Raw genomic sequence first — 26,530 nt, forward strand, 5'->3', positions numbered from 1 at the left:
CTGAAAGCAGACCGACTCACATTTAATGCCAACTCGCCATTACAAGAAGGAATTCGACCATGTTGGATACCAACCTTAAACAACAGCTGAACACCTATCTGCAGTACATCGTCAATCCCATCGAGATCAGCGTGTCCGGCAACGACAGCGACAAATCTGCAGAGCTGCTGGCGCTGGCCAGCGAGATCGCCGAGATGTCCCCCAAGATCACCCAGACCTCTGGCACAGCCGCTCGCAAGCCTTCCATGAGTGTCGCGCAGCAGGGCCAAGCTCCGCGCGTTCACTTTGCCGGCATCCCCATGGGTCATGAATTTACCTCTCTGGTACTTGCCCTGCTGCAAAGCGGCGGTCACCCCTCCAAGGCCAATCCGGCGGTGCAGGAGCAGATCCGCAATCTCAAGGGTGAGTTCCATTTCGAGACCTATATCTCCCTCTCCTGCCACAACTGCCCGGACGTAGTACAGGCCCTCAACCTGATGGCCACCCTGAACCCCGGCATCACCCACACCATGATCGATGGCGCCCTGTTCCAGGAAGAGGTTGCCGAGCGTCAAATCATGGCGGTACCGAATGTCTACCTGAACGGTCAACCGTTCAGCCAGGGCCGCATCTCGCTGGAAGAGATCGTCGCCAAACTCGACACTGGCGCCGCCGAGCGCAAGGCCGCCGAGCTGAATGAGAAAGATCCCTACGATGTGCTGGTGGTGGGCGGTGGCCCGGCTGGCGCCGCAGCGGCCATCTATGCTGCGCGTAAAGGCATTCGCACCGCCATCGTTGCCGAGCGCTTCGGTGGTCAGGTGATGGACACCGTCGGCATCGAGAACTTTATCTCCGTCCCCTATACCGAAGGCCCCAAGCTGGCTGCCAGCCTGGAGCAGCACGTCAAACAATATGGCGTGGAAGTGATCACCGAGCAGCGCGCCGCCGCCATCAGCAAAGATGGGTATGTGAACGTGGATCTCGCCTCCGGTGCCACCTTGAAGAGCCGCGCCGTGATCCTGGCGACCGGTGCCCGCTGGCGTGATCTGAATGTGCCGGGTGAGCTCGAGTACCGCACCAAGGGGGTGGCCTACTGCCCGCACTGCGATGGCCCCTTCTTCAAGGGCAAGCGGGTTGCGGTGATCGGTGGTGGTAACTCCGGCATCGAGGCGGCCATCGACTTGGCTGGCATCGTCGAGCATGTGACTGTGGTGGAGTTCGCCGACACCCTGCGTGCCGATGAAGTGCTGCAGAAGAAGGCTCGCTCCATGGGCAATATCGACATCATCATGAGCGCCCGCACCACCGAAGTGATCGGTGATGGCAGCAAGGTGGTGGGCATGGATTACGAAGATCGCACCACAGGTGAGATCAAACACTTAGGCGTGGCGGGTATCTTCGTCCAGATCGGGCTGGTACCGAACACCGAGTTCCTCAAAGGGAGCGAGATTGCCCTGACCCGCTTTGGCGAGATCGAGATCGATACCAAGGGGGCGACCTCCCTGCCCGGCGTCTACGCCGCAGGGGATGCCACCACGGTACCGTTCAAGCAGATCATCATCTCCATGGGTGCTGGCGCCACCGCCGCACTGGGTGCGTTTGATTACCTCATCCGCAACCCGGCTCCGGCAGCGGAAGTGGCGAAAGTTGACACCGCCACGGCCTGATCATTCTCTGCATCGCAAAGCCGACTCCATGAGTCGGCTTTTTTTCATCCCTTCAGACTCATGCTGTTGAGCAACAGCCACAATAAAACACGCCGTAACTCTGCTGCGTAGCTGCATGTTCCAGCAAAGCCAGTTTGGCGATAACTACCGAGCAGCAGGGCCGTCACCTCGCAGTCACCGACCATGCCCCAGGTGCACGCCCAGTGCCTCAAAATCGAGGTAGGGCAACAAGGCGTTTGAGTTGCTGCCGCCAATCACCGACATGATGCAGCGCACTTCGGGGTCGCGCATACGGCCGTTGAGCTCCTCGGCCCGTGCAGCGATGGCACCGGAGCGCCAGTGATCCTGCTGGCCGGTGAGGCTGCCCGCCTTGAGTTTAAAACCCTGCCCCTCAAGAAACGCCCTGGCACGGGCAAAACGCTGCGGGGCCCAGGCGGTCGCCGCGCTGGAGGGGGAGAAAAAAGCGATGGTATCGCCACGTCGGAGCAGCGGGGGAACCAGTAACGTCATAAATTGCTCATCCTTGCCAATATCCAGCCATCACAGCGTCGTTGAGACTCCTACAAATCCTCCACTAGTACAACAGTTTTATCGTTAATGTTTAGAAATACAAAACACCTCATTCATTATTAACAGATATTCTAAACGCCATCCCCTTCCTAGAATGACCTCATTGCGATGACCAATCCCGGTTGGTTGTCAGAATGGTCGGCCTGACAGCCCGAACGTTCTCTTTCCCACTTTTTCTCTCTGACTTATCAATGAGGTACCTGTCATGAACAAAAACGCATCCCCCAGCGCATTGGTTGTAGAAGGCGGTGCCATGCGCGGCATATTTGCCAGCGGCGTGCTGGATGCGTTTATCGAGCATGACTATCGCCCCTTTGACTTCGCCATCGGTGTCTCGGCGGGAGCCACCAACTTGCTGGCTTATCTCGCCAGCCAACATGGCCGCAGCCACGAGATCCTGACCAAACTGGCATGCAGCCAGCAGTTTATGGATCCCCTGCGTTTTGCCAAAGGAGGCAATCTGGTGGATATCCTCTGGCTGTGGCACACCAGCTGCCGCAAGTATCCCCTCGACATTCACGCCTACCGGGAGACCGGCATCCCCTTCTATGCGGTGGTGACCAATACCCTGACCGGCAAGGCGGAGTACATCCGGGTCAAGCCGGAGAACATGAACGAGGTGCTGCCCGCCAGCTGCGCCATTCCCCTCGCCTCCCACGCATACCCGGAGGTGCACGGGGTGCCGATGACAGATGGCGGGGTGGCCGACTCCATCCCGGTGATCGAGGCCTACCGCCGCGGTGCCCGTCACCTGACGGTGATCCTCTCCGAGCCCCTTGGCTATCGGCTCAAGCCGATGCCCTTCCCCTGGATGATCCGCACCCTGCTCAAGACCCGCCCCGCGCTAGCACAGGCGCTGGAGCAGCGGGATCGCAGCTATAACGAGGCGCTCGATTTTATCGCCAATCCGCCGGATGACTGCCAGATCGAGGTGATTGCCCCGGCCGATTACTTCCCCGTCTCCCGTTTCACCCGCGATATCAACAAGCTGGAGATGGGATACGTGATGGGCAAGTGCGCAGGCTATCAGGCCGCCCTGCTCAATTGATAAGGGTTTTACAGGCATGACCCGACCTGCCGCGACGCTCGCGCCGCCAACACAATAACAATCGGGTCAGTTGAACAAGATGAGTCATAAAAACAGACCGTGGCGAGGCAAGCGCGGCCAGAATCGGTGCCAGACACTCTGAGCGGCTTGCGCCTCATCCCTATGCCAGGGCATCTCACCCTCATACAAGGTGTTTATTTATGTCGTTTCTTCTCACCCATCCCGCGCTGGCGCAGCTGTTCGAGCGGCTGCTGCCCGATTACCGGATCATGGCGCCCGCGGCCGAATATCGGGGCGGCCGCTTCTCCGACACCGACAACGTCACCTACCACAGCATCCGCCATCCGGCCGATCTGGTGTGGCAGGAGAAGTCCCACTTCTCCCCGAAAGAGGTGGTGCTCCCCATCACCCAGACCCTGTTCCACTTCGACAATCTGGCGCTGCGCGAATCAAAGGTGGAGGCCAAGCCCACCCTGTTGTTCTTGCGCAGCTGCGATATCCACGCTCTGCGCAGGCTGGATCAGGTCTACCTGAAAAATGGCCAGAACAGCGACGTCTACTACGCCCGGCTACGCAGCAAGCTCAAGCTGGTGCTGCTGGAGTGCCGCGAGAGCTTCGAGAACTGCTTCTGCGTCTCCATGGGCAGCAACAAGACCCAGGACTACGCCGCCGCCATTCGTCTGAGCGATGAGGGTGCCCGCATCGAGGTGAAGGATCCCGAGCTGCTCGGCTACTTTGCCGAACTGGGTGAATCCGATGACTTCACCCCGGAGTTTGTCCAGAGCAACCCGGTCAAGGTACGCACCCCGGACAGCGTCTGTGACGACCCCCAGCGGATCCGCCAGATCCTCACCGCCCATCCGGTCTGGGCCGAGTACGACAGCCGCTGCATCGGCTGCGGACGCTGCACCACCTCCTGTCCCACCTGCAGCTGCTACAGCGTGCACGACCTCACCTATGCGGAGAACCCCAAGCAGGGTGAACGCCGTCGCCAATGGGCCAGCTGCATGGTGGATGGCTTCAGCGACATGGCCGGTGGCCACGGTTTTCGCGCCAAACATGGCGAGCGCCTGCGTTATCGCGCCCTGCACAAGGTCAACGACTACAAGGCCCGTCAGGGGGAGGAGCACATGTGCGTCGGCTGTGGCCGCTGCGACGATCGCTGCCCTCACTACATCTCCTTTAGCAACATCATCAACAAGATGACCGATGTGGTCGAACAGACCATCGCAGCCGACAACGCGCAGGGGGCGAACTGATATGTGCCAGTGCCAGCAAACCGCAACAGCAGAACAACAGCAGGAAGCAGTCGAAAACCGCCTGCTGCCCAAGGCCTACACCATTCTGGCCATCGAGCGTCACACCGAGCTGGAGTGGAACTTTCGGGTCTCCCGCGACTTTGATGTCCACTACGGCCAGTTTGTGGAGATCTCCCTGCCCACCGTGGGCGAGGCGCCCATCTCGGTCTCCGACTATGGCGATGGCTATGTGGATCTGTTGATCCGCAAGGTCGGCAAGGTGACCGATGCGCTGTTTGCCCTCGATGTGGGCGACAAGGTGTGGATGCGCGGCGTCCACGGTAACGGCTATCCGCTGGAGACCTACCGCAACCAGCACCTCATCGTGGTGGCGGGCGGCACCGGCGTCGCGCCGGTCAAGGGGCTGCTGCGCCGCTTCAGCAAACATCCGGAAGAGGTGAAGTCCCTCGACATGATCCTCGGCTTCAAGAACGAGCAGGCGGTGCTCTATCGCCACGAGATGCCGCTCTGGGCCGAGCAGCAGAACCTCATCGTCACCCTGGACGAGGGCAAGGAGAGCGAGCAGTTTCGCATCGGCCGGGTCACCGACTACATCGACCAGCTGGATCTCGCTGACAAGGAGGATATCCAAGTGATCGTGGTCGGCCCCCCCATCATGATCCGCTTCGTGGTGCTCGCCTTCCTCGAGCGGGGCATCCCCAAGGATCGCATCTGGGTCGACTACGAACGCCGCATGGCCTGCGCCGTGGGCAAATGTGGCCACTGCCGGATGGGCGACACCTATATCTGCGTGGATGGACCGGTCTTTCGTTTTGACCAGGCCCAGCATCTGATCGACTGAGGGAGCACACCATGAGTCTCGATATCGACATCATCAAGGCCCGCGCCAAGAACGAATACCGCCTCTCCAAGGTGCGCGGCGAAGCGATGATCAGCGTACGCATTCCCGGCGGGATCATGCCCGCCCACCTGCTGGCGGTGGCCCAACAGATCGCCGAACAGTACGGCAACGGCCTGATCCACCTCACCACCCGCCAGAAGCTGGCGATGCCCGGCATCAAGTATCAGGACATGGACAAGGTCAACGCCGCCCTCGAGCCCTTTATCAAGGAGATCGAGGTGGAGACCTGCGGCATCGAGGTAGAGGACACCACAGCCGGTTACCAGACCATCGGCGGGCGCAATATCGTCGCCTGTCAGGGCAACACCATCTGCCAGAAGGGCAATATCGACTGCACCGGGCTGGCCCAGCGGATGGAGAAACACCTCTACCCCAACCCCTATCACCTCAAGATGGTGATCGCCGGCTGTCCCAACGACTGCGCCAAGGCCAACATGGCCGACTTCGGCATCCTCGGCATCGCCAAGATCCACTTCAATGCCGAGCGCTGCATCGGCTGCGGCGCCTGCGTCAAGGCATGCAGCCACCACGCGGTGGATTGCCTCGCCATCAAGCATGGCAAGGCGGTCAAAGAGGAGAGCAAGTGCATCGGCTGTGGCGAGTGCGTGCTGGCCTGCCCGACCCTGGCCTGGCAGCGGGATCCCAAGCAGCTCTACATGGTCAAGCTGGGGGGGCGCACCAGCAAGAAGACCCCTCGTACCGGCAAGCTGTTCCTCAACTGGGTGACCGAAGAGGTGCTGCATGCGGTGATCAAGAACCTGTTCGAGTTCGAGGCCGAGATGCTGGATGGCAAACCCATCTACCTGCACATGGGTCACCTTATCGACCGGGCCGGTTATCACAAGTTCAAGGAGCGGGTGCTGCGCGGCGTCACCCTCAACCCGGAAGCCATGGTCGCTGACCGCATCTTCTGGGCCGAAGATCAGTACGTCGCCAACATGCACGTCAAAGCGGTGCAATAGGAAAAACCTCGTTTGGGGAAGCGTGATCAAGTGGCCGACACCGGTGGGGATCTGTCGTTGGCCCGGGCGTAGATCACCCTTCCCCTTTTTTATTCCCGTCGGGTGATCTTTCCCCCGACCATCCGGGGTGCGCCACGGCGCGCCCTGCTATCTCGCCCGGCGCGGCATTGCGAGCGGGCCAGCATCCGGAGCCTGTTATGGACTTTCTCCCTCTCTTCTGTCAGCTGCAAAACAAGCCGGTCCTGATCGTCGGCGGCGGTGAGGTGGCGGTGCGCAAGGCGCGCCTGCTGCTCGATGCCAAGGCGAAGATCACCATCAATGCCCCGCACCTGGAACCCCAGCTGATGAGCTGGGCCGAGCAGGGTCGCCTGACCATCTGCGCCGCCGGCTTTCATCCCGAGCTGCTCGATGGCAAGTGGCTGGTGATCGCCGCCACCAATAATCCGGAGGTCAATCATCAGGTCTTTCACGAGGCGAACCTGCGCCAGATCTTCTGCAATGTGGTGGACACTCCGGCCCACTGCAGCGCCATCATGCCCGCCATCATCGACCGCTCGCCGCTGATGGTGGCCATCTCCAGCGCAGGCGCGGCACCGGTACTGAGCCGCCAGCTGCGGGAAAAACTTGAAGCGTTGCTACCGCAACACCTCGGCCAGCTCGCGGCGCTGGCGGGCAAGCTGCGCGAGCGGGTCAAACTCATTCCGGACAAACTGGCCCGCCGCCGCTTCTGGGAGCGGCTCTTTAGCCACGATCGACTCGCCCGCCAGCTGGCCCGCGGCCAACAACAGGCTGCCGAGCAGAGCGTTGCCGAGCTGCTCGATGAGCCGCTGCAGAGCAAGGGGAGCGTGACCCTGGTGGGGGCTGGCCCCGGCGATGCGGGGCTGCTTACCCTGAGCGGCTTGCAGCAGTTGCAACAGGCGGATGTGGTGGTCTATGACCGTCTGGTCTCACAGGAGGTATTGGCGCTTGTTCGCCGGGATGCCGAGCGGATCTTTGTTGGCAAGGAGGCGGGGCGCCACTGTGTGCCCCAGCAGGCGATCAACCAGCTGTTGCTGGAACAGGCGCTGCTGGGCAAACAGGTGGTCCGGCTCAAGGGGGGCGATCCCTTTATCTTTGGCCGGGGCGGCGAGGAGCTGGAGACCCTGGCCGAGGCGGGCATCCCCTTCTCGGTAGTACCGGGCATTACGGCAGCCTCAGGCTGCGCTGCCTACAGCGGCATTCCCCTCACCCACCGCGATCACGCCCAGCGGGTGCAGTTCATCACCGGTCATGACAAGGAGGGCAATATTGCCCAGGAGTGGTCGGCGCTGGCCGCCCCCCGCCAGACCCTGGTGTTCTACATGGGCCTGGCCCATGCTGCCCGCATTCAGGATGCGCTGCAAACCCACGGCATGCCCGCTCACACCCCGGTGGCGCTGGTGGAGCAAGGCACCCAGCTCAGTCAGCGGGTGGTGCGCGGCGAGCTGCAACAGCTGGCCGAACTGGCCCGTCAGGTGAAGAGCCCGAGTCTCATCATCATCGGCTCTGTGGTCACTCTGGCCGACCAGCTGGACTGGTATGGCAACGGCAAAAATTGATCAATAAACGAGAAGGGCCGACAACCGGGTTGTCGGCCCTTGCGCAGCCAGCAGTTATCCACTTTATCCGTGACCCTGCCTGCGACGGCAGTTGTCGGCAAACATTGCCGTGGTTCGTCACACCAGCACGGCGGTACCACTGATGCTAACCATCAGCATGCTGCCATTTTGCCCCACCACTTCGTAGTCGATATCGATACCGACCACCGCATTGGCGCCAAGGGCGGCGGCACGTGCTTTCAGCTCATCGAAGGCGATCTCGCGGGCGCGGGCCAGCTCTTTTTCATAGGCGCCGGAGCGGCCGCCGATGATGTCGCGGATCCCGGCAAAGAGATCCTTGAAAATGTTGGCGCCGAGAATGGCTTCGCCCACCACGATGCCGCGGTATTCACGAATGGTTTTGCCTTCCAGCGTGGGGGTTGTCGAGAGGATCATCTTGCACTCCTGTCAGTAGCAGAAGAGCTCAGACTACCCCAACTACCCGAAAATCCCAACCGGGTGGCAGCCAGCACCACGCTCCCCTTGTACATCGTTACGGCCAGATAAAAAAACACCGCGCACGGGGCACGGTGTTTGTTTCAGAGGGCCATAGCCAACGGCAACGCCGTTACGGATTGTAAGCGACCACAGAGCCACTGAGGCCGGTCATCTGTGCAATCCGCCCCTGCATCCCCTGCAGTTTGGCCTTGGAGACATCCGGTCCAATAAAGACCCGGTTGATCTGGCCCTGCACCGGGGTGCGCGGCGAGGTGTGGGCTGAGTAGCCCGCCGCCCGCAACTTGCTCACCAGCGCATTGACGCTGTCGACGTTCTTGAAGGCGCCAAGCTGGAGGATCCAGCTCCCCTGCGCCGGTGCCGCTGCAGGCGTGGTTGGCTGGGCCAGCTTGCTTTCAATCAGATCATCGAGGGATCTGATCTGTCCTGGCTGCGGTTTGGTCGGTGCAGGGGTTTTGCTAACTTCAACCGGTTTGGCCGCTACGGGCTTGGGTGCTGGCTTTGGCGGCTCGACCGGTTTTTTAGCCACCACTTCCGGCTTGGGTTGGGCATTCTGTTGCGGCTGGACCGGCGCCGGTGCGGCAGGGGTTGTCGCCGGCTGCGCGCCATTGTCCTGACCGGCAAGGGTCATGGGATCAGCCACCTCTTCCACTTGCCACTGCTGGGCCGCAGAGGCCTGTTGCTGGCTGGCCAGATGATCGGCTGGCAGGCTGCTGGCGGCAGAGACCTGCAGCGCCGGTTTGGCAGGCTCCAGCTCGGGGCGCAGCGGGATCTTGGCAAAGGCTTCCTCCTTTTGTGCCAGCTTGTGACCATCCAGCAAGTCCGGCAGGAAAATCACAACCAGGGCCACCAGGATGACGGTGCCCACCAGACGGTTTTGAAACTTAGAGGCCAAGTTAAATCCTACCTTTAACGTAACTCAATATGGGATTGGGCTCCCCGCCCGAGGGTTAGAGGGTTAGGGAGCCAGGGTGTGGCCTAGCTGGCGACACCCGCCAGAATGTCGGCGACAGTGTAAAACGAACCAAACACAATGACCATATCGTCCGGACTCGATGCGGCCAACGCTGCCTGATAAGCGGCGCTGACATCATCAAACGCCCTGGCCGGCCCCTTGCCCTCCCCCAATGCCGCAGCCAGTTGCGCAGCGGTGGCGGCGCGCGGGCCGGTGAGGCTGGCCAGATACCATTCGCCAATCAGGCCATCGAGTTCGGCAAGAGAGCCCGCCATGTCCTTGTCTTTGAGCATGCCGACCACGGCGCGGCGCACACCCGCGCTGGGCATTTTGCGCAACTGAGCAGCCAGATAGGCTGCCGAATGGGGATTGTGGGCCACATCGACGATCACCAGCGGTGCGCTTTGCAGCTGCTGCATCCGGCCAGCCAGCCGGGCATTGGCCAGCCCGTCGCGGATAGCAGACTCCGGCAGCGGCAAGCCGAGGGACTCCAGCGCCGCCAGCACAGTCACCGCATTCATCAGCGGCAGCGCCGGTTTTGGCAGATCCCGCCACTGGTTGAGGCCGTGATAATCCCAACCGCTCTCGTACTCATCGCCACGAAAATCGATACCCACCTGACGCAGGTTGGCGCCAAGACGCTGTGCTTCGCTCGTGATTGTCGCTGGCGGATTGGGCTCGCCGCTGATGGCAGGTTTGCCGGAGCGATAGACCCCAGCCTTCTCCACCGCCACGGCTTCGCGGGTATCCCCCAGCCAGTCGCAGTGATCGAGGGCAATGGAGGTGATCATCGCCACATCTGACTCCACCACATTGGTGGCGTCAAGCCGACCGCCCAGCCCCACTTCCAGCAGCAGCACATCCGGCGCGGCGCGGCGAAACAGCCACAGCCCAGCCAGGGTGGCGAACTCGAAGAAAGTAAGGGCTATCTCGCCGCGGGCGGCTTCCACCTCGGCAAAGGCGGCGCAGTGAGCGTCATCAGGCAGCTCTTGGCCATTGATCCGCACCCGCTCGGTAAAGCGCAGCAAATGCGGGGAGGAGTAGACGCCAACCTGATAGCCTGCGGCCATCAGAATACTGGCCGCCATGGCGCAGCTGGAGCCCTTGCCATTGGTGCCCGCCACTGTAATCACCTTGAACGGTAGCTGGGTAAGCCCCATGCGCCGGGCGACAGCACCGACCCGATCCAGCCCCATGTCGATATTGACCGGATGGATCTGTTCCAAATAAGAAAGCCAGTCGACAAGCGACCGGCTTTGGGATTGTTGCATGTTTGAACTCATCTTCACTCTTCGATGACGTGAGTATTCAGCATTTTGGCGAGCAGGCTGGCCAGACGGTTACGCATTTCACGGCGATCGATGATGATATCGATGGCACCCTTTTCCAGCAGGAACTCGGAGCGCTGGAAGCCTTCCGGCAGTTTCTCGCGCACGGTCTGCTCGATAACGCGCGGGCCGGCAAAGCCGATCAGCGCCTTGGGCTCGCCTACGTTGATATCGCCCAGCATCGCCAAACTAGCGGAAACACCGCCAAGAGTCGGGTCTGTCAGCACCGAGATATAGGGCAGACCCGCCTTGGAGAGTTTGTCCAACGCCGCACTGGTTTTGGCCATCTGCATCAGGGAGAAGAGTGACTCCTGCATGCGGGCGCCACCGGAGGTGGAGAAGCAGACCAGACCTCGGCCTTCCTTGATGCACTCCTCGACGGCGCGCACAAAGCGGGCGCCAACCACGGATCCCATGGAACCACCGATAAAGGAGAATTCGAACGAACAGGCGACAACCGGTACCCCTTTGAGGGTCCCTTTCATCACCACCAGCGCATCTTTCTCACCGCTCTCTTTCTGGGCGGCAGACAAACGATCCTTGTAGCGCTTGGCATCCTTGAATTTCAGTACATCTTGCGGCTCCAGCTCGGCACCGAGCTCGGTACGTCCCTGCTCGTCGAGAAATCGTTCGAGACGGGCACGGGCGCTGATGCGCATATGATGATCACACTTGGGGCACACTTCGAGGTTGCGCTCCAACTCTGCCCGGTAGAGCACCTGTTCACAAGCACTGCACTTGGTCCACACCCCTTCCGGAATGTTGTGACGACGAGGCGCAGTGATCTTGCTCTTGGGAAGAATCTTCTCAAGCCAGCTCATGGAATTCCTTAATGCTTTTGTGCCTGACAATACGCATCGAGCCTAGGTTGTTCAAGGACTTACCTGCTCGATGGCAACAAATGACGGGTCATTAAACCACAATTTTTCGGGCGCAGTTACTAAAAACTGGTCGTACCCGGTGCCGAGTCCGGCAGCCACAGCGGGCCGAGCGGCAACTGCGGCAGAGCAAACTCGGCCGGGTAATCCACATCCACCAGATAGAGGCCACCGGCCTTGGCGGTCGGCCCGGCCAGATTACGATCCCGGGCGGCCAGCACCTCGGCAATCCACTCCACCGGTTTAAGCCCCTGCCCCACCAGCAGCAGGGAGCCGGTGATGTTGCGCACCATGTGGTGCAGGAAGGCGTTGGCCTTGATGTCGAGCACGATGTAGGGGCCGGAGCGGCTGACGCACAGGTGGGTCACATTGCGCCACGGGGTGTTGGATTGGCAGGCGACCGCCCGGAAGGTGCTGAAGTCGTGCTCCCCCAGCAGGCTCTGGCCCGCCTGGTGCATCAGTTCGGCATCGATGGTCTCATGGTAGTGACTGACGCCACTGCCGAGGATCGCTGGCCGGAAGTTGTGGTTGTAGATGACATAACGGTAGCGCCGTGCTGTGGCGCTGAAACGGGCATGAAACGTCTCATCCACCTCCTTGACCCAGCGCACCGCGATATCTGGTGGCAGATTGGAGTTGAGTCCCAGGGTCCAGGCACCTTCGGCACGATTCGCCTCGGTATCGAAGTGGATCACCTGGCCTGTGCCATGAACACCGGCATCGGTACGTCCGGCACACTGGATGGAGACAGGGTGGTTGGCGATCCGGCTGATGGCCTTCTCCAACTCCTCCTGCACGCTGATCACTTCACGCTGACGCTGCCAGCCGAAATACCGGCTGCCGTCATATTCAATACCTAGAGCAATTCGCATGGATAAACTTGTCTTGTTGTGAAACGCAGTGAAAGAAACGGGGCGGATTATACGCGCTCAGCCCGCAAAGTCCCACCACGCGCGCAATTGGCCTCTATTATGGGCCTGCGCGGCCATGCTCACCCCATCGCCAATCGCCAAAAGAAGAGGGCAGCCTGCTGGCTGCCCTCATTCTTGCTGCTCCCGTCATGGGAAATCATTTAGCCCAGCCGCTTGAGCAACTTCTCGGCTTCGGCACGCTGGTGATCGCTGCCCTGCTCCGCAGCCTCTTGCAGCAGCTCGCGGGCGCTATCCTTGTCGTCAATCTCGAGGTAGGCACGGGCCAGATCCAGCTTGGCCCCCACTCCGCCGTCATCGGCATCCACGTCAAACCCGGTGGATTCCGGCAGCACCTCGGGGAAGCCATCGAGCCCCACATCCAGCGAGAAGCCCTGATAGGGCTCCGGCTCCGGCGCGGTGGCATCCGCTTCGGCCAGCAGCTTGTCGATCTCGACATAGCCACTCTCCTGCGCCTGCTCGCGGGGCTGAAGATCTGCCGGATGTGATTCCACCTCGGCGAATGCATCTTCGAAATCAGAAAGCGCCAGCTCGTTGGGATCCCACTCCAGATCCAGCTCGGCATCCTTCGCCTTGCCAGACTCAAGACCCAGCTCGGCCAGCATGGCATCCGCGCTATCATCGGCTCCATCTGCGGCACTGAGATCAATGGCGTTATCATCTTTGTCTGCGGCGGTGTCGTTGAGGGCATTTTCAAAATCGCCGAGATCGAAGCTGGCCAGATCGTCGTCAGCGGCGCCGACTTCATCAGTGGCGCTCAAATCGGGTTCGAGGTCAGCAGAGAGATCCGCATCCAGCTCGGCAAACAGGGCTGCTTGCAGCTCCTCTTCGCTCATAACCTCATCAGCGGCATCGGGCTTGGGATTGAACTCGCTGGCCAGATCCATGGCGGGCTCGTTGGCCAGCGCGATGGGTTCATCCTGCGAGAGATCGAGATCCGGCACCAGGTCCGGGTCACGACTGGCCGGCTGGGCAGCCATCCGCTCCGGCTCGAAACCTTGCAGCTCCATCTCGCCATCATCACTGAACACCAGATCGACATCTGGCTTGGCGACGGGCTCTTCAGGCTCCATCGGCATAAAGCCATCCGGGGTGTTGAGATCCGGCACCGGCCGCTCCGGCTCACTGTCGGTCACATCGACACTCAGCAGCTCATCAAACTCGCTCTGCTCCTGATCCATCATCATGGCAGTGGACTCGGAGAGGCTCTTCTCCTGCTCTTCCAGCTCGCGGCGGGCTCGGGCACGTAGCCACAGGGTCACCAGTGCCAAGACCAGCAGCACCGGCAGCAAGATGATCATCGCGAGGTTGAGTGGTGAGGCGAGCAGATCCATCAACCAGTTTTGCTTGGATACGGGCGCTGCTGCCACCGGGGGAACCGGCCGAGCTTTGAGCTCGGCAATCTCTTTTTGCAGCGCAGTCTGATCCTGCAACTGGGCTTTGAGGGTCTCCACCTCTTCGGTCAGCGCTTGCAGACGCAGCTTGAGCCTGTGGTTCATTTCACTCACCTGGCCGAGCTGGGCATTGGCATCTTCCAGTGCCAACGCCATCTCGGTGGCCGGTTTACCCACCGGTTTATCCAGATCGGAAGGCAGAGGCGCCGGTGTGGTGCCTTCTGCAGCGCTCGGCGCAGGAGCTACCGCCTCTTTCGGCGCAGGCTCGCTTACCTTGGCCACCTCTTTGGTTTCAGCGGCCGGAGCGGGGGCCACAACCGGGGCAGGAATGGGGGCGGCTTTCACCACTGGCTGCGGCGCAGGTGCTGCTTTTACCGGCTCGGACTTGGCAGCCTGGACCTTGACGGGCTTAGCCGTGTTAGTTTCCTTATTGGCCAGATATTTGGGGCTTAACCCCTTCCAGCTGGCGTTATCGCTGCGGAATCTGGCGCGCGCCTGGGCATCGGTGATAACGCTCGCTTCAGCCGCGGTTGGCAGCTGAATACGGGACCCCACCAGAATGTGGTTGATATTGCCATCGGCAAAACTGCGGGGGTTTTTCTCGTAGATCGCCACCATGGTCTGGTAGACGCTCACGCTCGTGGAGGGGCGATATTTAGTCGCCAGGCTCCAGAGGGTATCGGTCGGACGAACAGGGCCGTAGCTACCGGCATTGGCAGTGACCTGACGCACCACTGGCTGGGCAGTTGCACGCACCGGTTGTGCAACAGGGTTGGCGACCGGCTGAGTATTGACGGCGGGAGGTGCAGGTTCGTCAGGGCCTTTTAGCTCGACAAAAAAAGGCTCCCGTACCGAGTCCTGTGCCTGGGCGGTGCCCAGCAGACCAAATACGAGTAGCGTTGCCAATGTTATGCGGGAATGTCCCATATTCGTTCCTTCGTATGACGGCCCTATCACATTGAAAAATCTGGATAGTTACCCCAAAACAGTCGGTTCAATATAAATCAGGCTCGCCTGGCAAGCCAGCAGTCCGACACATTTAGCACCCAACTTGACCCTGAGTGTAGGAAAAAACTTAATCAGTTGATATCGCAACAGAATCTTGAAGTGACGGAGTGCGGCATGGGTCACACCCCGGTTTGATCACAGGCCGGATGCGCAGCACTCCCTGCTGCGCATCCGTGGCATCTGACCAGCCTTACAGATAGTCGCGAACCAGCAGCTCGGCAATCTGTACACTGTTGGTTGCCGCGCCCTTACGAACGTTATCGGCCACGATCCACATATTGATACCACTTGGATGAGAAATATCCTGACGCACCCGACCCACCAGCACCTCATCCTTGCCGGTTGCGTCGCGCACCGGGGTCGGATAATCCCCTTCGTCATCAAACAGGGTCACACCCGGTGCATTGCGCAGCAGATCCTTGACCTGTTCGGCATCCAGTGGCTGGTGCAGTTCGACATGTACCGCCTCTGCATGGCCGTAGAAGACCGGTACCCGCACGCAAGTCGGGTTCACCGCAATGCTGGCATCGCCGAGGATCTTCTGGGTTTCCCATACCATCTTCATCTCTTCACGGGTGTAGCCGTTGTCAGTGAAGCTATCGATCTGTGGGATCAGGTTAAAGGCGATCTGCTGCGGATAGAGGGTCGGCTCCACCGGACGACCGTTAAGCAGATGAGCAGTCTGACCCGCCAGCTCGCTGACCCCCTCTTTGCCCGAGCCTGACACAGATTGATAGGTGGCCACGTTGATGCGGGCAATGCCCACTTCATCGTGCAGCGGCTTCAGGGCCACCAGCATCTGGATAGTGGAACAGTTGGGGTTGGCGATGATGTTGCGATTGCGAAAATCGGCCAGCGCATCCGGGTTCACTTCCGGGATCACCAGCGGGATATCTTCGTCGTAACGGAAGCAGGAGGTGTTGTCGATGACGATGCAGCCGTGTTCGGCAGCAATCGGCGCCCACTTGGCCGAGACCTCTGCACCGGCGGAGAAGAGTGCGATCTGCACCTGGCTCCAGTCAAACTCCTCCACATCGAGGATCTCGAGGTTCTTGCCGGCAAAGCGCACGGTATCACCGGCACTGCGGCTGGAAGCCAGTGGATAGAGGGTCGCTACCGGAAATTCGCGCTCTTCCAGGATCTCGATCATCGCCTGACCCACGGCGCCGCTGGCACCCAATACCGCTACGTTAAACTGCTGGCTCATTCTGTTCTCCTCTGATAATGCTGCAATGGCGTCGGCTGGCGCCATGGTCGGCAGGCTCTCGCGCGGCGAGATGACGCTGCCTGATATGGCTGAACCGGCGCAGTAGCATCTGCGCCAGCTCAGTAAAAAATGGCGGCGAGGTGGCCAGTGCGGCTCACCCCTTCCGGTTATCTTCCAACTCCGAGTCCCCGATTCAGGGGAGTGACAGCGCAAATCCCAACGCGCCCAGCGCTTGGTTGGCAAAGGCTCCCTCGACCTGCAGGGAGGATAGTTCACGGCGCTCGGGATAGTGCTTGCGCTGCTCGTCAAAGCTGCCGGGCAGGCCGAGTCGGGCCCGGAAACGGGCATCATCACGACGCACGTCATAAACCAGATGCACCAGCTGCTTGATTAGCGCCTGATCCGGGATGCGGCCCGGCACCACCGCCTGCAAATCGGGGGCTGGCAACAATTGATTCAAATCCTGACGAGGCTGGCGTCCCAACTGCTGGCAGAGCGCCTGATAGAGCATCCAGGTACCGCGGGCCTTCCCCTCCAGGCTGTAACCGGCGATATGGGGGGTGGCAATCTCGGTATGGGGCACCAGCGCAGCCAGTGGCTCGGGCTCGTTCTCCCACACATCCATCACCAGTCGCAACGGCTTATCGCTCAACTGGCGCGCCAGCAGGGCCCGGTTATCCCACACCTCGCCACGGGAGGCATTGATCAGGATCTGCCCGGCAGGACGGGCGGCAATCTGTTCGGCATCCAGCAGATGGTAGGTGGCATCCGGCCCTTCACGGGTAATGGGCACATGGAAGCTGACGATATCGGCACCAAGAGCGGTCTGATAATCGACAAAGCCCGCATCGGGGGTATTACGCGCCTTGGGTGGATCGCAGCGCAGTACCCTCATGCCAAGCGCTTGGGCCTTGCCAGCCACGCACTCGCCGGTATTGCCCGCGCCAATCACCGCCAACGTCATGGCCGAGAGGTCGAGTTCATAGCGCTCCGCCAGCACCAGCAGGGCTGAGAGCACATAATCCCCCACCGAATACTTGTTGCAACCGGGGGCGCTGGAGAAGGGAATATTGCGGCTTGCCAGCAGCGCCTTGTCCACATGGTCGGTGCCTATGGTGGCGGTGCCGACAAACCCGAGTTTGGGGCTGGTCGCCAGCAAATCGCCGTTGACGCGGGTGACCGAACGCACCAGCAGCACATCGGCATCCAGCAGATCGCGGGCCTGCATCTGCCGTCCGGGCAGCGCCACCACCTCGCCAAATTCGGCAAACAGCTCCACGGCATGGGGCATATTCTCATCAACGACTATCTTCATCGGGCTCTCTTTGGTCACAACCGCCACGGGGGCGCCATTCTAGCGCAAAGCCTCCCGAGATTTCAGCCTGTGATGCAATCAGCAACGAAAAGGGCCATATTGCGCGATAACCGCACTATCCAACTGGTCAAACAGCTTGTTTGCCACAAAAATGTAAGCTGCGGTAACAAACCCACGGCTCGGCTTGGTCAGGGCATGCCGCGATGGCACAATGCCCCTCTTTTTCGCGATCGTCCATACCAATCATCATGCCACCACACACCTCATCGCCAATACCCTCTTCACTCACCCGCAGTCAGGTGATTGGATTCAGCACCCTGTTGATCCTGCCCCTGCTGCTGCTTGCCACCCTACCCTGGCAGCCTTTTCTGACCGGCTCCCTGCAATCAGGCTGGCTATGGTGGTCATATGCCCTGACCCGCATGGTCGATATTCCCGGGATCGGGGTCAGTTGCGCCCTCTTGCTGCTGCTAACCCGCTACAAACTGAAACTGGCGCCAGCCCCCTTCATTGCGCTGGGATGTGCACTGGCGGCCCTGCTCGCCAGCGACTGGGTACTCAAGAGCCTGATCAAGCACCTGACCGAAGAGCCCAGACCCTATCTGCTCTGGCTGGAGAGTCAGTCGCTGATCCCAGCCATCAAGCACTTCTACGCCAGTAGCATCGATGTGCGCAGTGAACAGGTTCATGCCGCCAGCCAGTTGCTGGCCCTGCCTGAGTGGCTCGGCCACCACTGGCAGGCCGAGGTGAACTACGCCTTCCCCTCCGGCCACAGCATCGCCGCCATCAGCCTGGCCCAGTTTTTCGGCCTCATCTGGCTGGCCCGTGCCCCCACCGGCATCTGGCTGCTACCACTGTGGGCGCTGGGAGTTGGCCTGTCACGCATGGTGTTGGGGATGCACTGGCCGATTGATGTGCTGGCCAGCGCTCTGTTGGGTACGCTCACGGCGCTGATCGCCGCCCGCTGGTGGCTGCACAGATACTGACCCAAGGGTCATACTACCGCGGTTTACTCTAATGGGATGGGGGGACAAGCCTGTGCTTTTTTGCCATAATGCCGCCTCATTTTATCCCGACCGAGATCCCATGACCGACGCAGTTCATACCCTCAAGGGCCGTTTCCGTGGTTTTTACCCCGTCGTCATCGATGTTGAAACAGCCGGGTTCAACGCCAAAACTGATGCCCTGCTCGAAATCGCGGCTTACACCCTGAAAATGGATGAGCAGGGCTGGCTCGTTCCCGATCATATATTCCACTTTCATGTCGAGCCCTTCGAAGGGGCCAACCTGGAAAAGGCCGCGCTGGATTTTACCGGCATCGACCCCTACAACCCGTTGCGGGGCGCTGTCTCGGAAAAAGAGGCATTGACCGAGATCTTCAAAGGGATCCGCAAGGGGATGAAGGAGCAGGATTGCGGGCGCGCCATCATAGTTGCCCACAACGCAACATTCGATCACGGCTTTGTGATGGCTGCCGCCGAGCGCGCTGGCCTCAAGCGTAATCCGTTCCACCCGTTTGCTACCTTCGACACCGCGGCCCTCTCCGGGCTGGCGCTGGGTCAGACTGTATTGGCCAAGGCGTGCCAGAGTGCAGGCATCACCTTTGATAACAAAGAGGCGCACTCTGCCCTCTATGACACCGAACGGACCACCGAGCTGTTTTGTCATATTGTCAACCGCTGGAAAAGCATGGGGGGCTGGCCGCCAGCTCATCCAGATCACGAGACACCGGATGCCCCCACCAATGAAGAGGGGCTGGAGTAAAGAGATGCAGGCTGCCACTGGCAGCCTTCTTTTTTTCGGGACGAAATTGATCGCACCACACAGCAGAGCTCACCAGCAACCCGTTTGCATGCAACAGACGAAGACAAACAGGTCACAACCCCTCATGTTGATCAACCTTGTGCCAGATACTGCTGCGATAAGAGGGGTTTTACTGATTTTTTGCTCGACATTTGTCACATTTTTCGCAAACTAACTCCCCTTCACATGACAGACAGCAATAACAAAACATAAGGAAATCAAATGAATCCAGTTGTTATCGCAGTCGGGCTGATGCTGGTGCTCAGCCTGCTGCGGATCAATGTGGTGGTCTCGCTGGCGCTAGGGGCCATTGCTGGCGGCCTGGTCGGTGGGCTGTCGTTGACCGATACCCTCACCACCTTCAGCGGCGGCCTGGGTGGTGGCGCCGAGATTGCCCTCTCCTACGCCATGTTGGGCGCCTTTGCAGTTGCCATCTCCCGCTCCGGTATCACCGATCTGCTGGCCCGCAAGGTGATCAGCCAGTTGGGCAAGGATGCCAGCAGCAGCCGTATTTTGTGGGTCAAAGCTCTCTTGCTCTGTTCCGTGCTGGCCGTGGCTATCTCGTCCCAGAACCTGATCCCGGTTCATATCGCTTTTATTCCGATCCTGATCCCGCCATTGCTGCATGTGATGGCGCAGATGCAGATTGACCGCCGTCAGGTCGCTTGTGTCCTGACTTTTGGCCTGACAGCTACCTATATGCTGCTACCGGTCGGTTTTGGTGGCATCTTCCTGAACAACATTCTGGCCAAGAATCTGATTGATAACGGTGTGCCCATCACTACCAGCCAGATCCCGCTGGCGATGGCCATGCCGGTCTCAGGTATGCTGCTAGGGCTGTTGGTGGCGGTATTTATCAGCTATCGCAAACCTCGCCAATACGATCTGGCCAAGATCCTGGATGCCGAACCCGAAGCGGTGGAGCTCAACCTCACCCACATCTGGGTAGCGCTGCTGGCCATTGGTGTGGCACTGGGGTTGCAATTGATGACCAACAGCATCGTACTGGGTGCGCTGGCCGGTTTTGTCATCTTCACCTGTGGTGGCGTCATCAAGTTTCGCGAAAGCCAGGATGCCTTCACCCAGGGGGTACGCATGATGTCGCTGATCGGCTTTATCATGATCTCCGCCGCCGGTTTTGCCGCCGTGATGAAAGCCACCCACGGGGTCGACAGTCTGGTTCAGTTGGTCGCCTCGGGCATCGGCCAGCACAAGGGGCTCGCCGCCTTTCTGATGCTGCTGGTGGGCCTGCTGATCACCATGGGGATCGGCTCCTCCTTCTCCACCGTGCCCATCATCGCCACCATCTATGTGCCGCTCTGCCTGCAGCTGGGCTTCTCTCCGATGGCGATCATCGCCCTGGTCGGCACCGCGGGCGCACTGGGGGATGCCGGCTCACCGGCCTCCGACTCGACGCTGGGCCCCACCTCCGGCCTCAATGCCGATGGTCAGCACGACCATATTTGGGATAGCGTGGTGCCAACCTTTATCCACTACAACATCCCGCTCATTCTCTTCGGTTGGATTGCCGCCATGGTGCTCTAGCGCTCGGACAAGATGCAGACATGCAAAAGGCGACCTCGTGGTCGCCTTTTCACTTTGTGGACCAAGGCCCTTAGATAAACTGTTTGCGCAGCCGCTGGGAAAGCAGGTCCAGCATGCTCACCACCAGAATGATCACGATCAGCAGGGCGCAGGTCTGGCCAAACTGAAACCCGCGAATGGCTTCCCACAGCATCACCCCTATTCCACCTGCACCCACCATGCCCACCACAGTGGCGGAACGGACATTGGACTCAAAGCGGTAGAGGGAGTAGGAGATCCACAGCGGCAGCACCTGGGGAATGACCCCATAGATCACCTCCTGCAGCGCACTGGCGCCGGTTGCCCGCACCCCTTCCACAGGACCCGGCTCTATGGCTTCCACCGCTTCGGCAAACAGCTTGGCCAGTACCCCTGTGGTTCCGATAAACAGCGCCAGTACACCGGCAAAGGGCCCCAGTCCCACGGCCACCACAAACAGCATGGCAAACACCATTTCATTGATGGAGCGACAAGCATCCATCAGACGGCGGACCGGTTGATAGACCCACCAGGGCACTATGTTCTCGGCACACAAGATGCCAAGGGGAATGGCGCAGATAATGGCAAGTACAGTCCCCCACAGAGCGATCTGAACCGTCACTATCATCTCGCGCAGGTAGAGCTGCCACTGGGAAAAGTCCGGAGGAAAGAAGTCAGCGGCAAACTGGGCCATGTTGCCCGCATCCCGGTAGAGGGCAAGCGGATTCATCTCAGCCCCTTGCCATGACCAGGCCAACACGGCCATAAAGAGACCCCAGCCTGTCAAGCTGCGCCAGGATGGCTTGCTATTGGGGACAGCGGGATGAGGAACGGCAGTGATACTGCTCATAGTGACTCTCGACAAGGTATCGTGAAGATAAGTGCCCCCGGGCGGGGGCACGGGTTGACATCAGCTGGCACTGGCAGCCATGCGCTGCTCCAGCTGGGCCAGTTGCTCGTCCAGTATCTTGAGCTGGGCGGCTTTATCGCTCTCTTTGAGGTTGCCATTCGCCACCTCGGTACGCTTCTTGAAAAGCTCCAGCTGACGGATGGGCAACAGTTGATCATCGTCAGAGGGCTTGAACTTGGCCCACTGCAAACCGGTCAGGACCTGCTGCTCGGCGGGTTGATCCCCATAGGTCATGAAGAAGGTGCGGATACGTTCCTTGGCCCCATCATCGAGCCCTTTACGCCATACCATGGGGTCGGAAGGGATCAAGGGTGAGGTCCAGATCACTTTCAGCTGAGCGGCTTTATCCGGTGCCGTCTCTTGCAGCCTTTCCATCCCCTCGCTGTTGAAGGTACCCACATCCACCTGCTTGTTGGCCACGGACAGGGCGTTCACCTCGTGGCTGCCATTCATGGTGCGTTTGAAGATACGGCTAGGATCGGCATTGTTCTTGGCAAACACGTAATAGCCGGGCACCAGGTAACCTGAGGTTGAGTTGGGGTCACCATTGGCGAAGGTGAGCTCGCCTGCTTTGGCCAGCATGTCGTCGATGGTGCTGACCGGATTGTCCTTGTGGACCACCACCAGACTGTAGTAACCCTCGGATCCGTTGGCGGCGACCGTCTGAGCGAAGATTTCACCGTTGGCGCGATCCACGGCTTCCATGGCTGCCTTGTTGCCATACCAGGCCACGTCCACCTTGTTGAAACGCATGCCCTGTATGATGCCCGCATAATCAGGGGCAAAAAAGGCGTTGACCTTGAAGCCGGTCTGCTTGCTCATGTCGGCGATGAACGGATCCCACATTGCCTTGAGATTCTGGGACGACTCGGTAGAGATAATCCCGAAATTGAGCTCTTGCCCGGCTGCCTGGGCCTGGCCACTGACCAAGGCCCCACCCAGCAGGGCAGAAGCCGCGAGTACGTGACGCATACGCTTGAACATGAACTGACACTCCTTTGTATTGAACAGCTAATGGGTTAAATGACACTAAACAGGATCAGGCCAGAGCCTCGGTCAAACCGGACTCATGCCTGGAGGAGGCAACTTCGGAGAGAATATTGACGCTGTCGTAGGACGCTGCGCCATAAAGGGAGTCCAGCTGCATCTGGGTCAGATCGCAGATGGGACCATCAAAGTGAATGTGCCCGCCCTTGAGGGCCACCGCGCGTCGGCAGTAACGCATGGCGTAGTCAACCTGATGCAGGGTGATCACCACCGTCTTGCCATCCTGACGATTGATGTCTGCCAGAATGGACATCACCTTGCGGGCCGACTCGGGATCCAGCGATGCGATAGGTTCATCGGCCAGGATCACCTCGGCTCGCTGAGTCAGGGCCCGTGCGATAGCAACACGCTGCTGCTGGCCGCCAGAGAGGGTGGAAGCTCGCTGCATCGCCAGTTCAGCCAGCCCGACTCTAGCCAGTGCCTGCATGGCATCGGCTTTCTCTTCTGCACTGAAGAGCCCTAGAGAGCCTCGCCAGCAGGGGATCCTGCCCAAGGTGCCAAGCAGCACGTTGTGAAGCACACTCAGCCGTCCCACCAGATTGAACTGCTGGAAGATATAACCGATATCTGCACGTACTTGGCGAACGCGGGGGCTCAGTTTGCCTTGCTGCTGCACCTGGCGATCCAGTACCCGAACCAGACTACCCGGCCCGCTGTTGGCGTGGCACAGTCCAGCCAGATGGCGCAACAGGGTTGACTTGCCGGAGCCTGATGCACCGATCAGCGCCACCATCTCACCGGCCTCCACTGTCAGACTCAAATTATGTAGCGCCGGCTTGCCATGGAAGCTCTTGCTGAGACCCTCGACTCGTATAACAGGATTCATCACGCCTCTTTCTCTCCATTGACAGATTCGGGCAACCCTGCCCATTGATGGTCATCAAGGTAGTCAGGTTTTATGTCAGCTTGAGTGGATTTGAATGACACTAAGATGACAGGCAGTGACAACGACGGAGAAGAGAGAAGCTCAGAGAAACAAAGCCTAAAAGATGTAAACAGAGCCATTAGGCCGAGCGAGAAAAATCGATACGCTGTTCGATACGCATAAAAAATCCTGAACAAAAAAAGCCGCTCAATGAGCGGCTTTTTTCATAACGGGAGCAGCAATCAGCTTTCGCGACGCTTGCCACCGAATTTGCGATCTTTGTTGAAGCCACCTTCACGGCGCTCCCCGTTCTTGTTGAACGGACGGTCACCCTGGGGACGACGATCCTTGTTGAAAGGACGGTCACCACGGAACGGACGATCACCGCGCGGCGGACGGCTGCTGGTGTTGCCACCGGCCGGCACTTCGGTGTAGCGAGTGATTTGCAGCGGACGCTGGCAGACACGGGCTTTCTTGATCACTTCCAGTACATCAGCGGTCATGCCTTTGGGCAGATCGACAGTAGAGAAGTCATCTGCGATATCGATGTTGCCAATGAAACGGCTCTCGATGTTCGCTTCGTTGGCGATGGCGCCCACGATCTGGCCCGGCTTGACGCCATGATGGGCACCCACGTCTACACGGTAGCGCTCCATCTCCACATCCGGATTGTCTTTAAGCGGACGCGGCTCCAGGGAGGGCATACGACGAGCCGGGCGGTCGCCACGGTCACCGAAGTCACGGCCACCACGGTCGTTGAAGTCACGACGCTCGAAGCCGCCACGATCATTGCTGTTGTTGAACAGCGGATCCGGGATGGAGTCATCCAGCAGCAGCGGTTGGTCGCCCTGTACCAGCTTGGCCAGTGCGGCAGCCAGCTCCAGCGGATCGGCAGAATCTTCTTCGATCAGCTCGTTGACCAGGTTGTGATAGATCTCGAGCTCTTCGCCCATCATGGTTTCGCGGATGCGCTCCTTGAACTTGGCCAGACGATGCTGGTTGATGTCCTCGGTGCTTGGCATCTTCATCGGCTCGATGGCCTGACGAGTTGCGTGCTCGATGGCGCGCAGCATACGACGCTCGCGCGGAGCAACGAACAGGATGGCTTCGCCTTTACGACCGGCACGACCGGTACGGCCGATACGGTGAACGTAAGATTCGGTGTCGTACGGAATGTCGTAGTTCACAACGTGGGTGATACGCTCAACGTCCAGACCACGGGCGACAACGTCGGTGGCAATCAGGATATCCAGCTGGCCTTGACGCAGCTTGTCAACGGTACGCTCACGCAGTTTCTGCGGGATGTCGCCGTGCAGTGCTTCACAGGCGTGACCACGGGCGGCCAGCTTGCCAGCCAGCTCTTCAGCGGCATTCTTGGTACGCACGAACACCAACAGGGCTTCGTAAGATTCCACTTCCAGCAGACGGGTCATGGCATCCAGCTTGTGCAGACCGGTTACCTGCCAGTAACGCTGGCGAATGGTGGTAGCGGTCGCAGTCTTGGAGGCGATCTTGATCTCTTTGGGCTGCTTCAGGTGCTTCTGGGCCACGCGACGGATCTGCTCCGGCATGGTGGCAGAGAACAGGGCAACCTGACGAGAACTCGGGCACTGCTCCATGATCCAGTCGACATCGTCGATGAAGCCCATGCGCAGCATCTCGTCCGCTTCGTCCAGCACCAGGGCTTTCAGACCGGAGAGGTCGAGGTTCTTGCGACGGATCAGATCCATCACGCGGCCCGGGGTACCAACGACAACCTGAGCACCGCGACGCAGGGCACGGGTCTGGGTTTCGTAGGAGGCGCCACCATAGATAGGCAGCACGTGGAAATCAGGCATGTGGTGGGCATAACGTTGGCACGCTTCGGCCACCTGCAGCGCCAGTTCACGAGTCGGTGCCAGCACCAGGATCTGGGTGTTGCGGTTACCAGCTTCCAGACGAGACAACAGAGGCAAGGCAAAAGCAGCGGTCTTCCCTGTACCGGTTTGCGCCTGCCCCAGCAGATCGTGGCCCGCCATGAGGTGGGGAATTGCTGCGGCCTGGATGGGGGACGGGCGCTCATAGCCCACGTCCTGCAGCGCTTTCAATACAGGCGCGGCCAGTCCAAGCTCACTAAAAAGGGGCAGTTGTTCGGTATCAGACATAGATTCTTCCAGATTAAGGCAGGCGGCTAACACCGCGGAATAGCAAAAAGGCGGCGATTATAGCGCCACTTTGTTCTGCTGTCTTGAAAAATGTGATAGGCCTCTCAAGACGTTGGCAATTATAGAGGGATCTGACGACTATGGCTTGCTTATTTTGCACTCATGGTGCGTTATTGCAGATCACTCCTCGCTGGAGTCCTTGCCCCGCTTGTGTTTGAGCACCGCCATGGTCAGTCGGCTGGTGCACAATAAACGTCCCCGTTCATCCCGGATTTCAATTTGCCATACCTGGGTGGTCGCCCCCAGATGCAGCGGCGTGCAACGACCGGTCACTACCCCTTCCCGCTTGGCCCGCAGATGGTTGGCATTCACCTCCAGTCCCACGCAGTAGCTATCTGGCCCCACCGCCATATTGGCCGCCAGCGACCCAAGCGTCTCCGCCAATACCACTGACGCACCACCATGGAGCATGCCCAGGGGCTGGTGGGTGCGGTGATCCACCGGCATGGTCGCTTCCAGCCAATCGGTGCCAAAGGCGGTATAGACGATGTCGAGATGGGCCATCAGGGTGTTGCGAGAGGTGGCATTAAGCCCCTCCAGACTGATGGGCTTGCGCCAGATGGGGGCGTTTTCTTGATTCATGGCAAGCAGACTCCTTAGTTAATCAATGGGTTAGATACGAGCTGTGGCAGTGAAAAAGACACAGGAAAATGCCCCGTTCGAGGC

The 26,530-nt window shown here is 59.8% G+C and carries 22 protein-coding genes and 1 pseudogene; 9 read left to right on the forward strand and 14 right to left on the reverse strand.

The genetic code is table 11. The annotated features are described in order from the left end of the window. Positions 1 to 59: 59 nt before the first annotated feature. The gene (gene ahpF / locus BN1117_RS02550) at positions 60 to 1,646 is read left to right on the forward strand and encodes an alkyl hydroperoxide reductase subunit F (RefSeq protein ID WP_040094697.1); all 1,587 of its coding nucleotides are present in this window, start codon (positions 60 to 62) and stop codon (positions 1,644 to 1,646) included. Between the two features lie 128 nt (positions 1,647 to 1,774). Here ahpF and BN1117_RS02555 read toward each other — a convergent pair. Then, positions 1,775 to 2,156: pseudogene (locus BN1117_RS02555) on the reverse strand (LD-carboxypeptidase); the annotation flags it as partial. Between the two features lie 265 nt (positions 2,157 to 2,421). Between BN1117_RS02555 and BN1117_RS02560 the strand changes: the two are divergent. The 5 genes from BN1117_RS02560 (at position 2,422) to cysG (ending at position 7,963) form a co-directional block, all read left to right on the forward strand. Next, complete coding sequence (locus BN1117_RS02560; protein WP_040094699.1) at positions 2,422 to 3,264, forward strand: patatin-like phospholipase family protein; 843 nt, start codon at positions 2,422 to 2,424, stop codon at positions 3,262 to 3,264. 200 nt (positions 3,265 to 3,464) lie between these two features. Further along, on the forward strand, positions 3,465 to 4,523 hold the full coding sequence (asrA, locus tag BN1117_RS02565) for an anaerobic sulfite reductase subunit AsrA (RefSeq protein ID WP_040094700.1): 1,059 nt from the start codon (positions 3,465 to 3,467) through the stop codon (positions 4,521 to 4,523). A 1-nt stretch (position 4,524) separates the two neighbouring features. Beyond that, on the forward strand, positions 4,525 to 5,364 hold the full coding sequence (asrB, locus tag BN1117_RS02570; protein WP_019446166.1) for an anaerobic sulfite reductase subunit AsrB: 840 nt from the start codon (positions 4,525 to 4,527) through the stop codon (positions 5,362 to 5,364). 11 nt (positions 5,365 to 5,375) lie between these two features. Continuing rightward, positions 5,376 to 6,386 carry a sulfite reductase subunit C gene (gene asrC, locus BN1117_RS02575; RefSeq protein WP_040066440.1) on the forward strand — a complete coding sequence of 337 codons (1,011 nt, stop codon included), beginning with the start codon at positions 5,376 to 5,378 and terminating at the stop codon, positions 6,384 to 6,386. Between the two features lie 197 nt (positions 6,387 to 6,583). Continuing rightward, positions 6,584 to 7,963, forward strand: a complete 1,380-nt coding sequence (cysG, locus tag BN1117_RS02580) for a siroheme synthase CysG (protein ID WP_040094701.1) — start codon at positions 6,584 to 6,586, stop codon at positions 7,961 to 7,963. Positions 7,964 to 8,080: 117 nt separating this feature from the next. On the opposite strand, the gene BN1117_RS02585 is transcribed toward cysG, so the two are convergent. The 8 genes from BN1117_RS02585 to BN1117_RS02620 form a co-directional block, all read right to left on the reverse strand. Further along, positions 8,081 to 8,398, reverse strand: a complete 318-nt coding sequence (locus BN1117_RS02585) for a heavy metal-binding domain-containing protein (protein WP_040094702.1) — start codon at positions 8,396 to 8,398, stop codon at positions 8,081 to 8,083. A gap of 172 nt (positions 8,399 to 8,570) precedes the next feature. Continuing rightward, positions 8,571 to 9,353, reverse strand: coding sequence for a cell division protein DedD (gene dedD / locus BN1117_RS02590; RefSeq protein ID WP_040094703.1), 783 nt, complete (start codon positions 9,351 to 9,353; stop codon positions 8,571 to 8,573). A gap of 83 nt (positions 9,354 to 9,436) precedes the next feature. After that, a complete protein-coding gene (gene folC, locus BN1117_RS02595) occupies positions 9,437 to 10,696 on the reverse strand; it encodes a bifunctional tetrahydrofolate synthase/dihydrofolate synthase (protein ID WP_040094704.1) in 1,260 nt (419 codons plus the stop codon). A 2-nt stretch (positions 10,697 to 10,698) separates the two neighbouring features. Beyond that, a complete protein-coding gene (gene accD / locus BN1117_RS02600; protein WP_040094705.1) occupies positions 10,699 to 11,562 on the reverse strand; it encodes an acetyl-CoA carboxylase, carboxyltransferase subunit beta in 864 nt (287 codons plus the stop codon). 119 nt (positions 11,563 to 11,681) lie between these two features. Further along, positions 11,682 to 12,491, reverse strand: a complete 810-nt coding sequence (truA, locus tag BN1117_RS02605) for a tRNA pseudouridine(38-40) synthase TruA (RefSeq protein WP_040094706.1) — start codon at positions 12,489 to 12,491, stop codon at positions 11,682 to 11,684. Positions 12,492 to 12,691: 200 nt separating this feature from the next. Continuing rightward, positions 12,692 to 14,869, reverse strand: a complete 2,178-nt coding sequence (locus tag BN1117_RS02610; protein ID WP_040094707.1) for a FimV/HubP family polar landmark protein — start codon at positions 14,867 to 14,869, stop codon at positions 12,692 to 12,694. A 271-nt stretch (positions 14,870 to 15,140) separates the two neighbouring features. Continuing rightward, entirely contained in the window at positions 15,141 to 16,157 is a 1,017-nt protein-coding gene (locus BN1117_RS02615) for an aspartate-semialdehyde dehydrogenase (RefSeq protein ID WP_040094708.1), read from the reverse strand. A 193-nt stretch (positions 16,158 to 16,350) separates the two neighbouring features. Next, positions 16,351 to 17,472 carry a 4-phosphoerythronate dehydrogenase gene (locus tag BN1117_RS02620; protein ID WP_040094709.1) on the reverse strand — a complete coding sequence of 374 codons (1,122 nt, stop codon included), beginning with the start codon at positions 17,470 to 17,472 and terminating at the stop codon, positions 16,351 to 16,353. A 248-nt stretch (positions 17,473 to 17,720) separates the two neighbouring features. Between BN1117_RS02620 and BN1117_RS02625 the strand changes: the two genes are divergently transcribed. From BN1117_RS02625 to BN1117_RS02640, 3 genes are all read left to right on the forward strand, one after another. After that, positions 17,721 to 18,458, forward strand: a complete 738-nt coding sequence (locus BN1117_RS02625; RefSeq protein WP_040094710.1) for a phosphatase PAP2 family protein — start codon at positions 17,721 to 17,723, stop codon at positions 18,456 to 18,458. Positions 18,459 to 18,558: 100 nt separating this feature from the next. Then, a complete protein-coding gene (gene rnt, locus BN1117_RS02630) occupies positions 18,559 to 19,236 on the forward strand; it encodes a ribonuclease T (RefSeq protein WP_040094711.1) in 678 nt (225 codons plus the stop codon). A 261-nt stretch (positions 19,237 to 19,497) separates the two neighbouring features. After that, positions 19,498 to 20,820 carry a Na+/H+ antiporter family protein gene (locus BN1117_RS02640; protein WP_040094713.1) on the forward strand — a complete coding sequence of 441 codons (1,323 nt, stop codon included), beginning with the start codon at positions 19,498 to 19,500 and terminating at the stop codon, positions 20,818 to 20,820. Positions 20,821 to 20,890: 70 nt separating this feature from the next. On the opposite strand, the gene phnE is transcribed toward BN1117_RS02640, so the two are convergent. The 5 genes from phnE to BN1117_RS02665 all read right to left on the reverse strand — a co-directional run bounded on the left by phnE (position 20,891) and on the right by BN1117_RS02665 (position 26,446). Then, on the reverse strand, positions 20,891 to 21,688 hold the full coding sequence (phnE, locus tag BN1117_RS02645; RefSeq protein WP_040094714.1) for a phosphonate ABC transporter, permease protein PhnE: 798 nt from the start codon (positions 21,686 to 21,688) through the stop codon (positions 20,891 to 20,893). A gap of 60 nt (positions 21,689 to 21,748) precedes the next feature. Beyond that, positions 21,749 to 22,732, reverse strand: a complete 984-nt coding sequence (gene phnD, locus BN1117_RS02650) for a phosphonate ABC transporter substrate-binding protein (RefSeq protein ID WP_040094715.1) — start codon at positions 22,730 to 22,732, stop codon at positions 21,749 to 21,751. Between the two features lie 55 nt (positions 22,733 to 22,787). Continuing rightward, positions 22,788 to 23,621 carry a phosphonate ABC transporter ATP-binding protein gene (phnC, locus tag BN1117_RS02655; protein WP_040094716.1) on the reverse strand — a complete coding sequence of 278 codons (834 nt, stop codon included), beginning with the start codon at positions 23,619 to 23,621 and terminating at the stop codon, positions 22,788 to 22,790. Positions 23,622 to 23,902: 281 nt separating this feature from the next. Then, positions 23,903 to 25,804, reverse strand: a complete 1,902-nt coding sequence (locus BN1117_RS02660) for a DEAD/DEAH box helicase (protein ID WP_040094717.1) — start codon at positions 25,802 to 25,804, stop codon at positions 23,903 to 23,905. Between the two features lie 180 nt (positions 25,805 to 25,984). After that, complete coding sequence (locus tag BN1117_RS02665) at positions 25,985 to 26,446, reverse strand: hotdog fold thioesterase (protein WP_040094718.1); 462 nt, start codon at positions 26,444 to 26,446, stop codon at positions 25,985 to 25,987. Positions 26,447 to 26,530 lie beyond the last annotated feature (84 nt).

The organism is Aeromonas australiensis (genome assembly GCF_000819725.1).
GTDB classification, from domain to species: domain Bacteria; phylum Pseudomonadota; class Gammaproteobacteria; order Enterobacterales; family Aeromonadaceae; genus Aeromonas; species Aeromonas australiensis.

Bases quoted from the DNA above. Each gene is read 5' to 3' on its own strand.
- ahpF (WP_040094697.1), top strand. From the start codon at position 60: ATGTTGGATACCAACCTTAAACAACAGCTGAACACCTATCTGCAGTAC.
- BN1117_RS02560 (WP_040094699.1), top strand. From the start codon at position 2,422: ATGAACAAAAACGCATCCCCCAGCGCATTGGTTGTAGAAGGCGGTGCC.
- asrA (WP_040094700.1), top strand. From the start codon at position 3,465: ATGTCGTTTCTTCTCACCCATCCCGCGCTGGCGCAGCTGTTCGAGCGG.
- asrB (WP_019446166.1), top strand. From the start codon at position 4,525: ATGTGCCAGTGCCAGCAAACCGCAACAGCAGAACAACAGCAGGAAGCA.
- asrC (WP_040066440.1), top strand. From the start codon at position 5,376: ATGAGTCTCGATATCGACATCATCAAGGCCCGCGCCAAGAACGAATAC.
- cysG (WP_040094701.1), top strand. From the start codon at position 6,584: ATGGACTTTCTCCCTCTCTTCTGTCAGCTGCAAAACAAGCCGGTCCTG.
- BN1117_RS02585 (WP_040094702.1), bottom strand. From the start codon at position 8,398: ATGATCCTCTCGACAACCCCCACGCTGGAAGGCAAAACCATTCGTGAA.
- folC (WP_040094704.1), bottom strand. From the start codon at position 10,696: ATGAGTTCAAACATGCAACAATCCCAAAGCCGGTCGCTTGTCGACTGG.
- accD (WP_040094705.1), bottom strand. From the start codon at position 11,562: ATGAGCTGGCTTGAGAAGATTCTTCCCAAGAGCAAGATCACTGCGCCT.
- truA (WP_040094706.1), bottom strand. From the start codon at position 12,491: ATGCGAATTGCTCTAGGTATTGAATATGACGGCAGCCGGTATTTCGGC.
- BN1117_RS02610 (WP_040094707.1), bottom strand. From the start codon at position 14,869: ATGGGACATTCCCGCATAACATTGGCAACGCTACTCGTATTTGGTCTG.
- BN1117_RS02615 (WP_040094708.1), bottom strand. From the start codon at position 16,157: ATGAGCCAGCAGTTTAACGTAGCGGTATTGGGTGCCAGCGGCGCCGTG.
- BN1117_RS02620 (WP_040094709.1), bottom strand. From the start codon at position 17,472: ATGAAGATAGTCGTTGATGAGAATATGCCCCATGCCGTGGAGCTGTTT.
- BN1117_RS02625 (WP_040094710.1), top strand. From the start codon at position 17,721: ATGCCACCACACACCTCATCGCCAATACCCTCTTCACTCACCCGCAGT.
- rnt (WP_040094711.1), top strand. From the start codon at position 18,559: ATGACCGACGCAGTTCATACCCTCAAGGGCCGTTTCCGTGGTTTTTAC.
- BN1117_RS02640 (WP_040094713.1), top strand. From the start codon at position 19,498: ATGAATCCAGTTGTTATCGCAGTCGGGCTGATGCTGGTGCTCAGCCTG.
- phnE (WP_040094714.1), bottom strand. From the start codon at position 21,688: ATGAGCAGTATCACTGCCGTTCCTCATCCCGCTGTCCCCAATAGCAAG.
- phnD (WP_040094715.1), bottom strand. From the start codon at position 22,732: ATGTTCAAGCGTATGCGTCACGTACTCGCGGCTTCTGCCCTGCTGGGT.
- phnC (WP_040094716.1), bottom strand. From the start codon at position 23,621: ATGAATCCTGTTATACGAGTCGAGGGTCTCAGCAAGAGCTTCCATGGC.
- BN1117_RS02660 (WP_040094717.1), bottom strand. From the start codon at position 25,804: ATGTCTGATACCGAACAACTGCCCCTTTTTAGTGAGCTTGGACTGGCC.
- BN1117_RS02665 (WP_040094718.1), bottom strand. From the start codon at position 26,446: ATGAATCAAGAAAACGCCCCCATCTGGCGCAAGCCCATCAGTCTGGAG.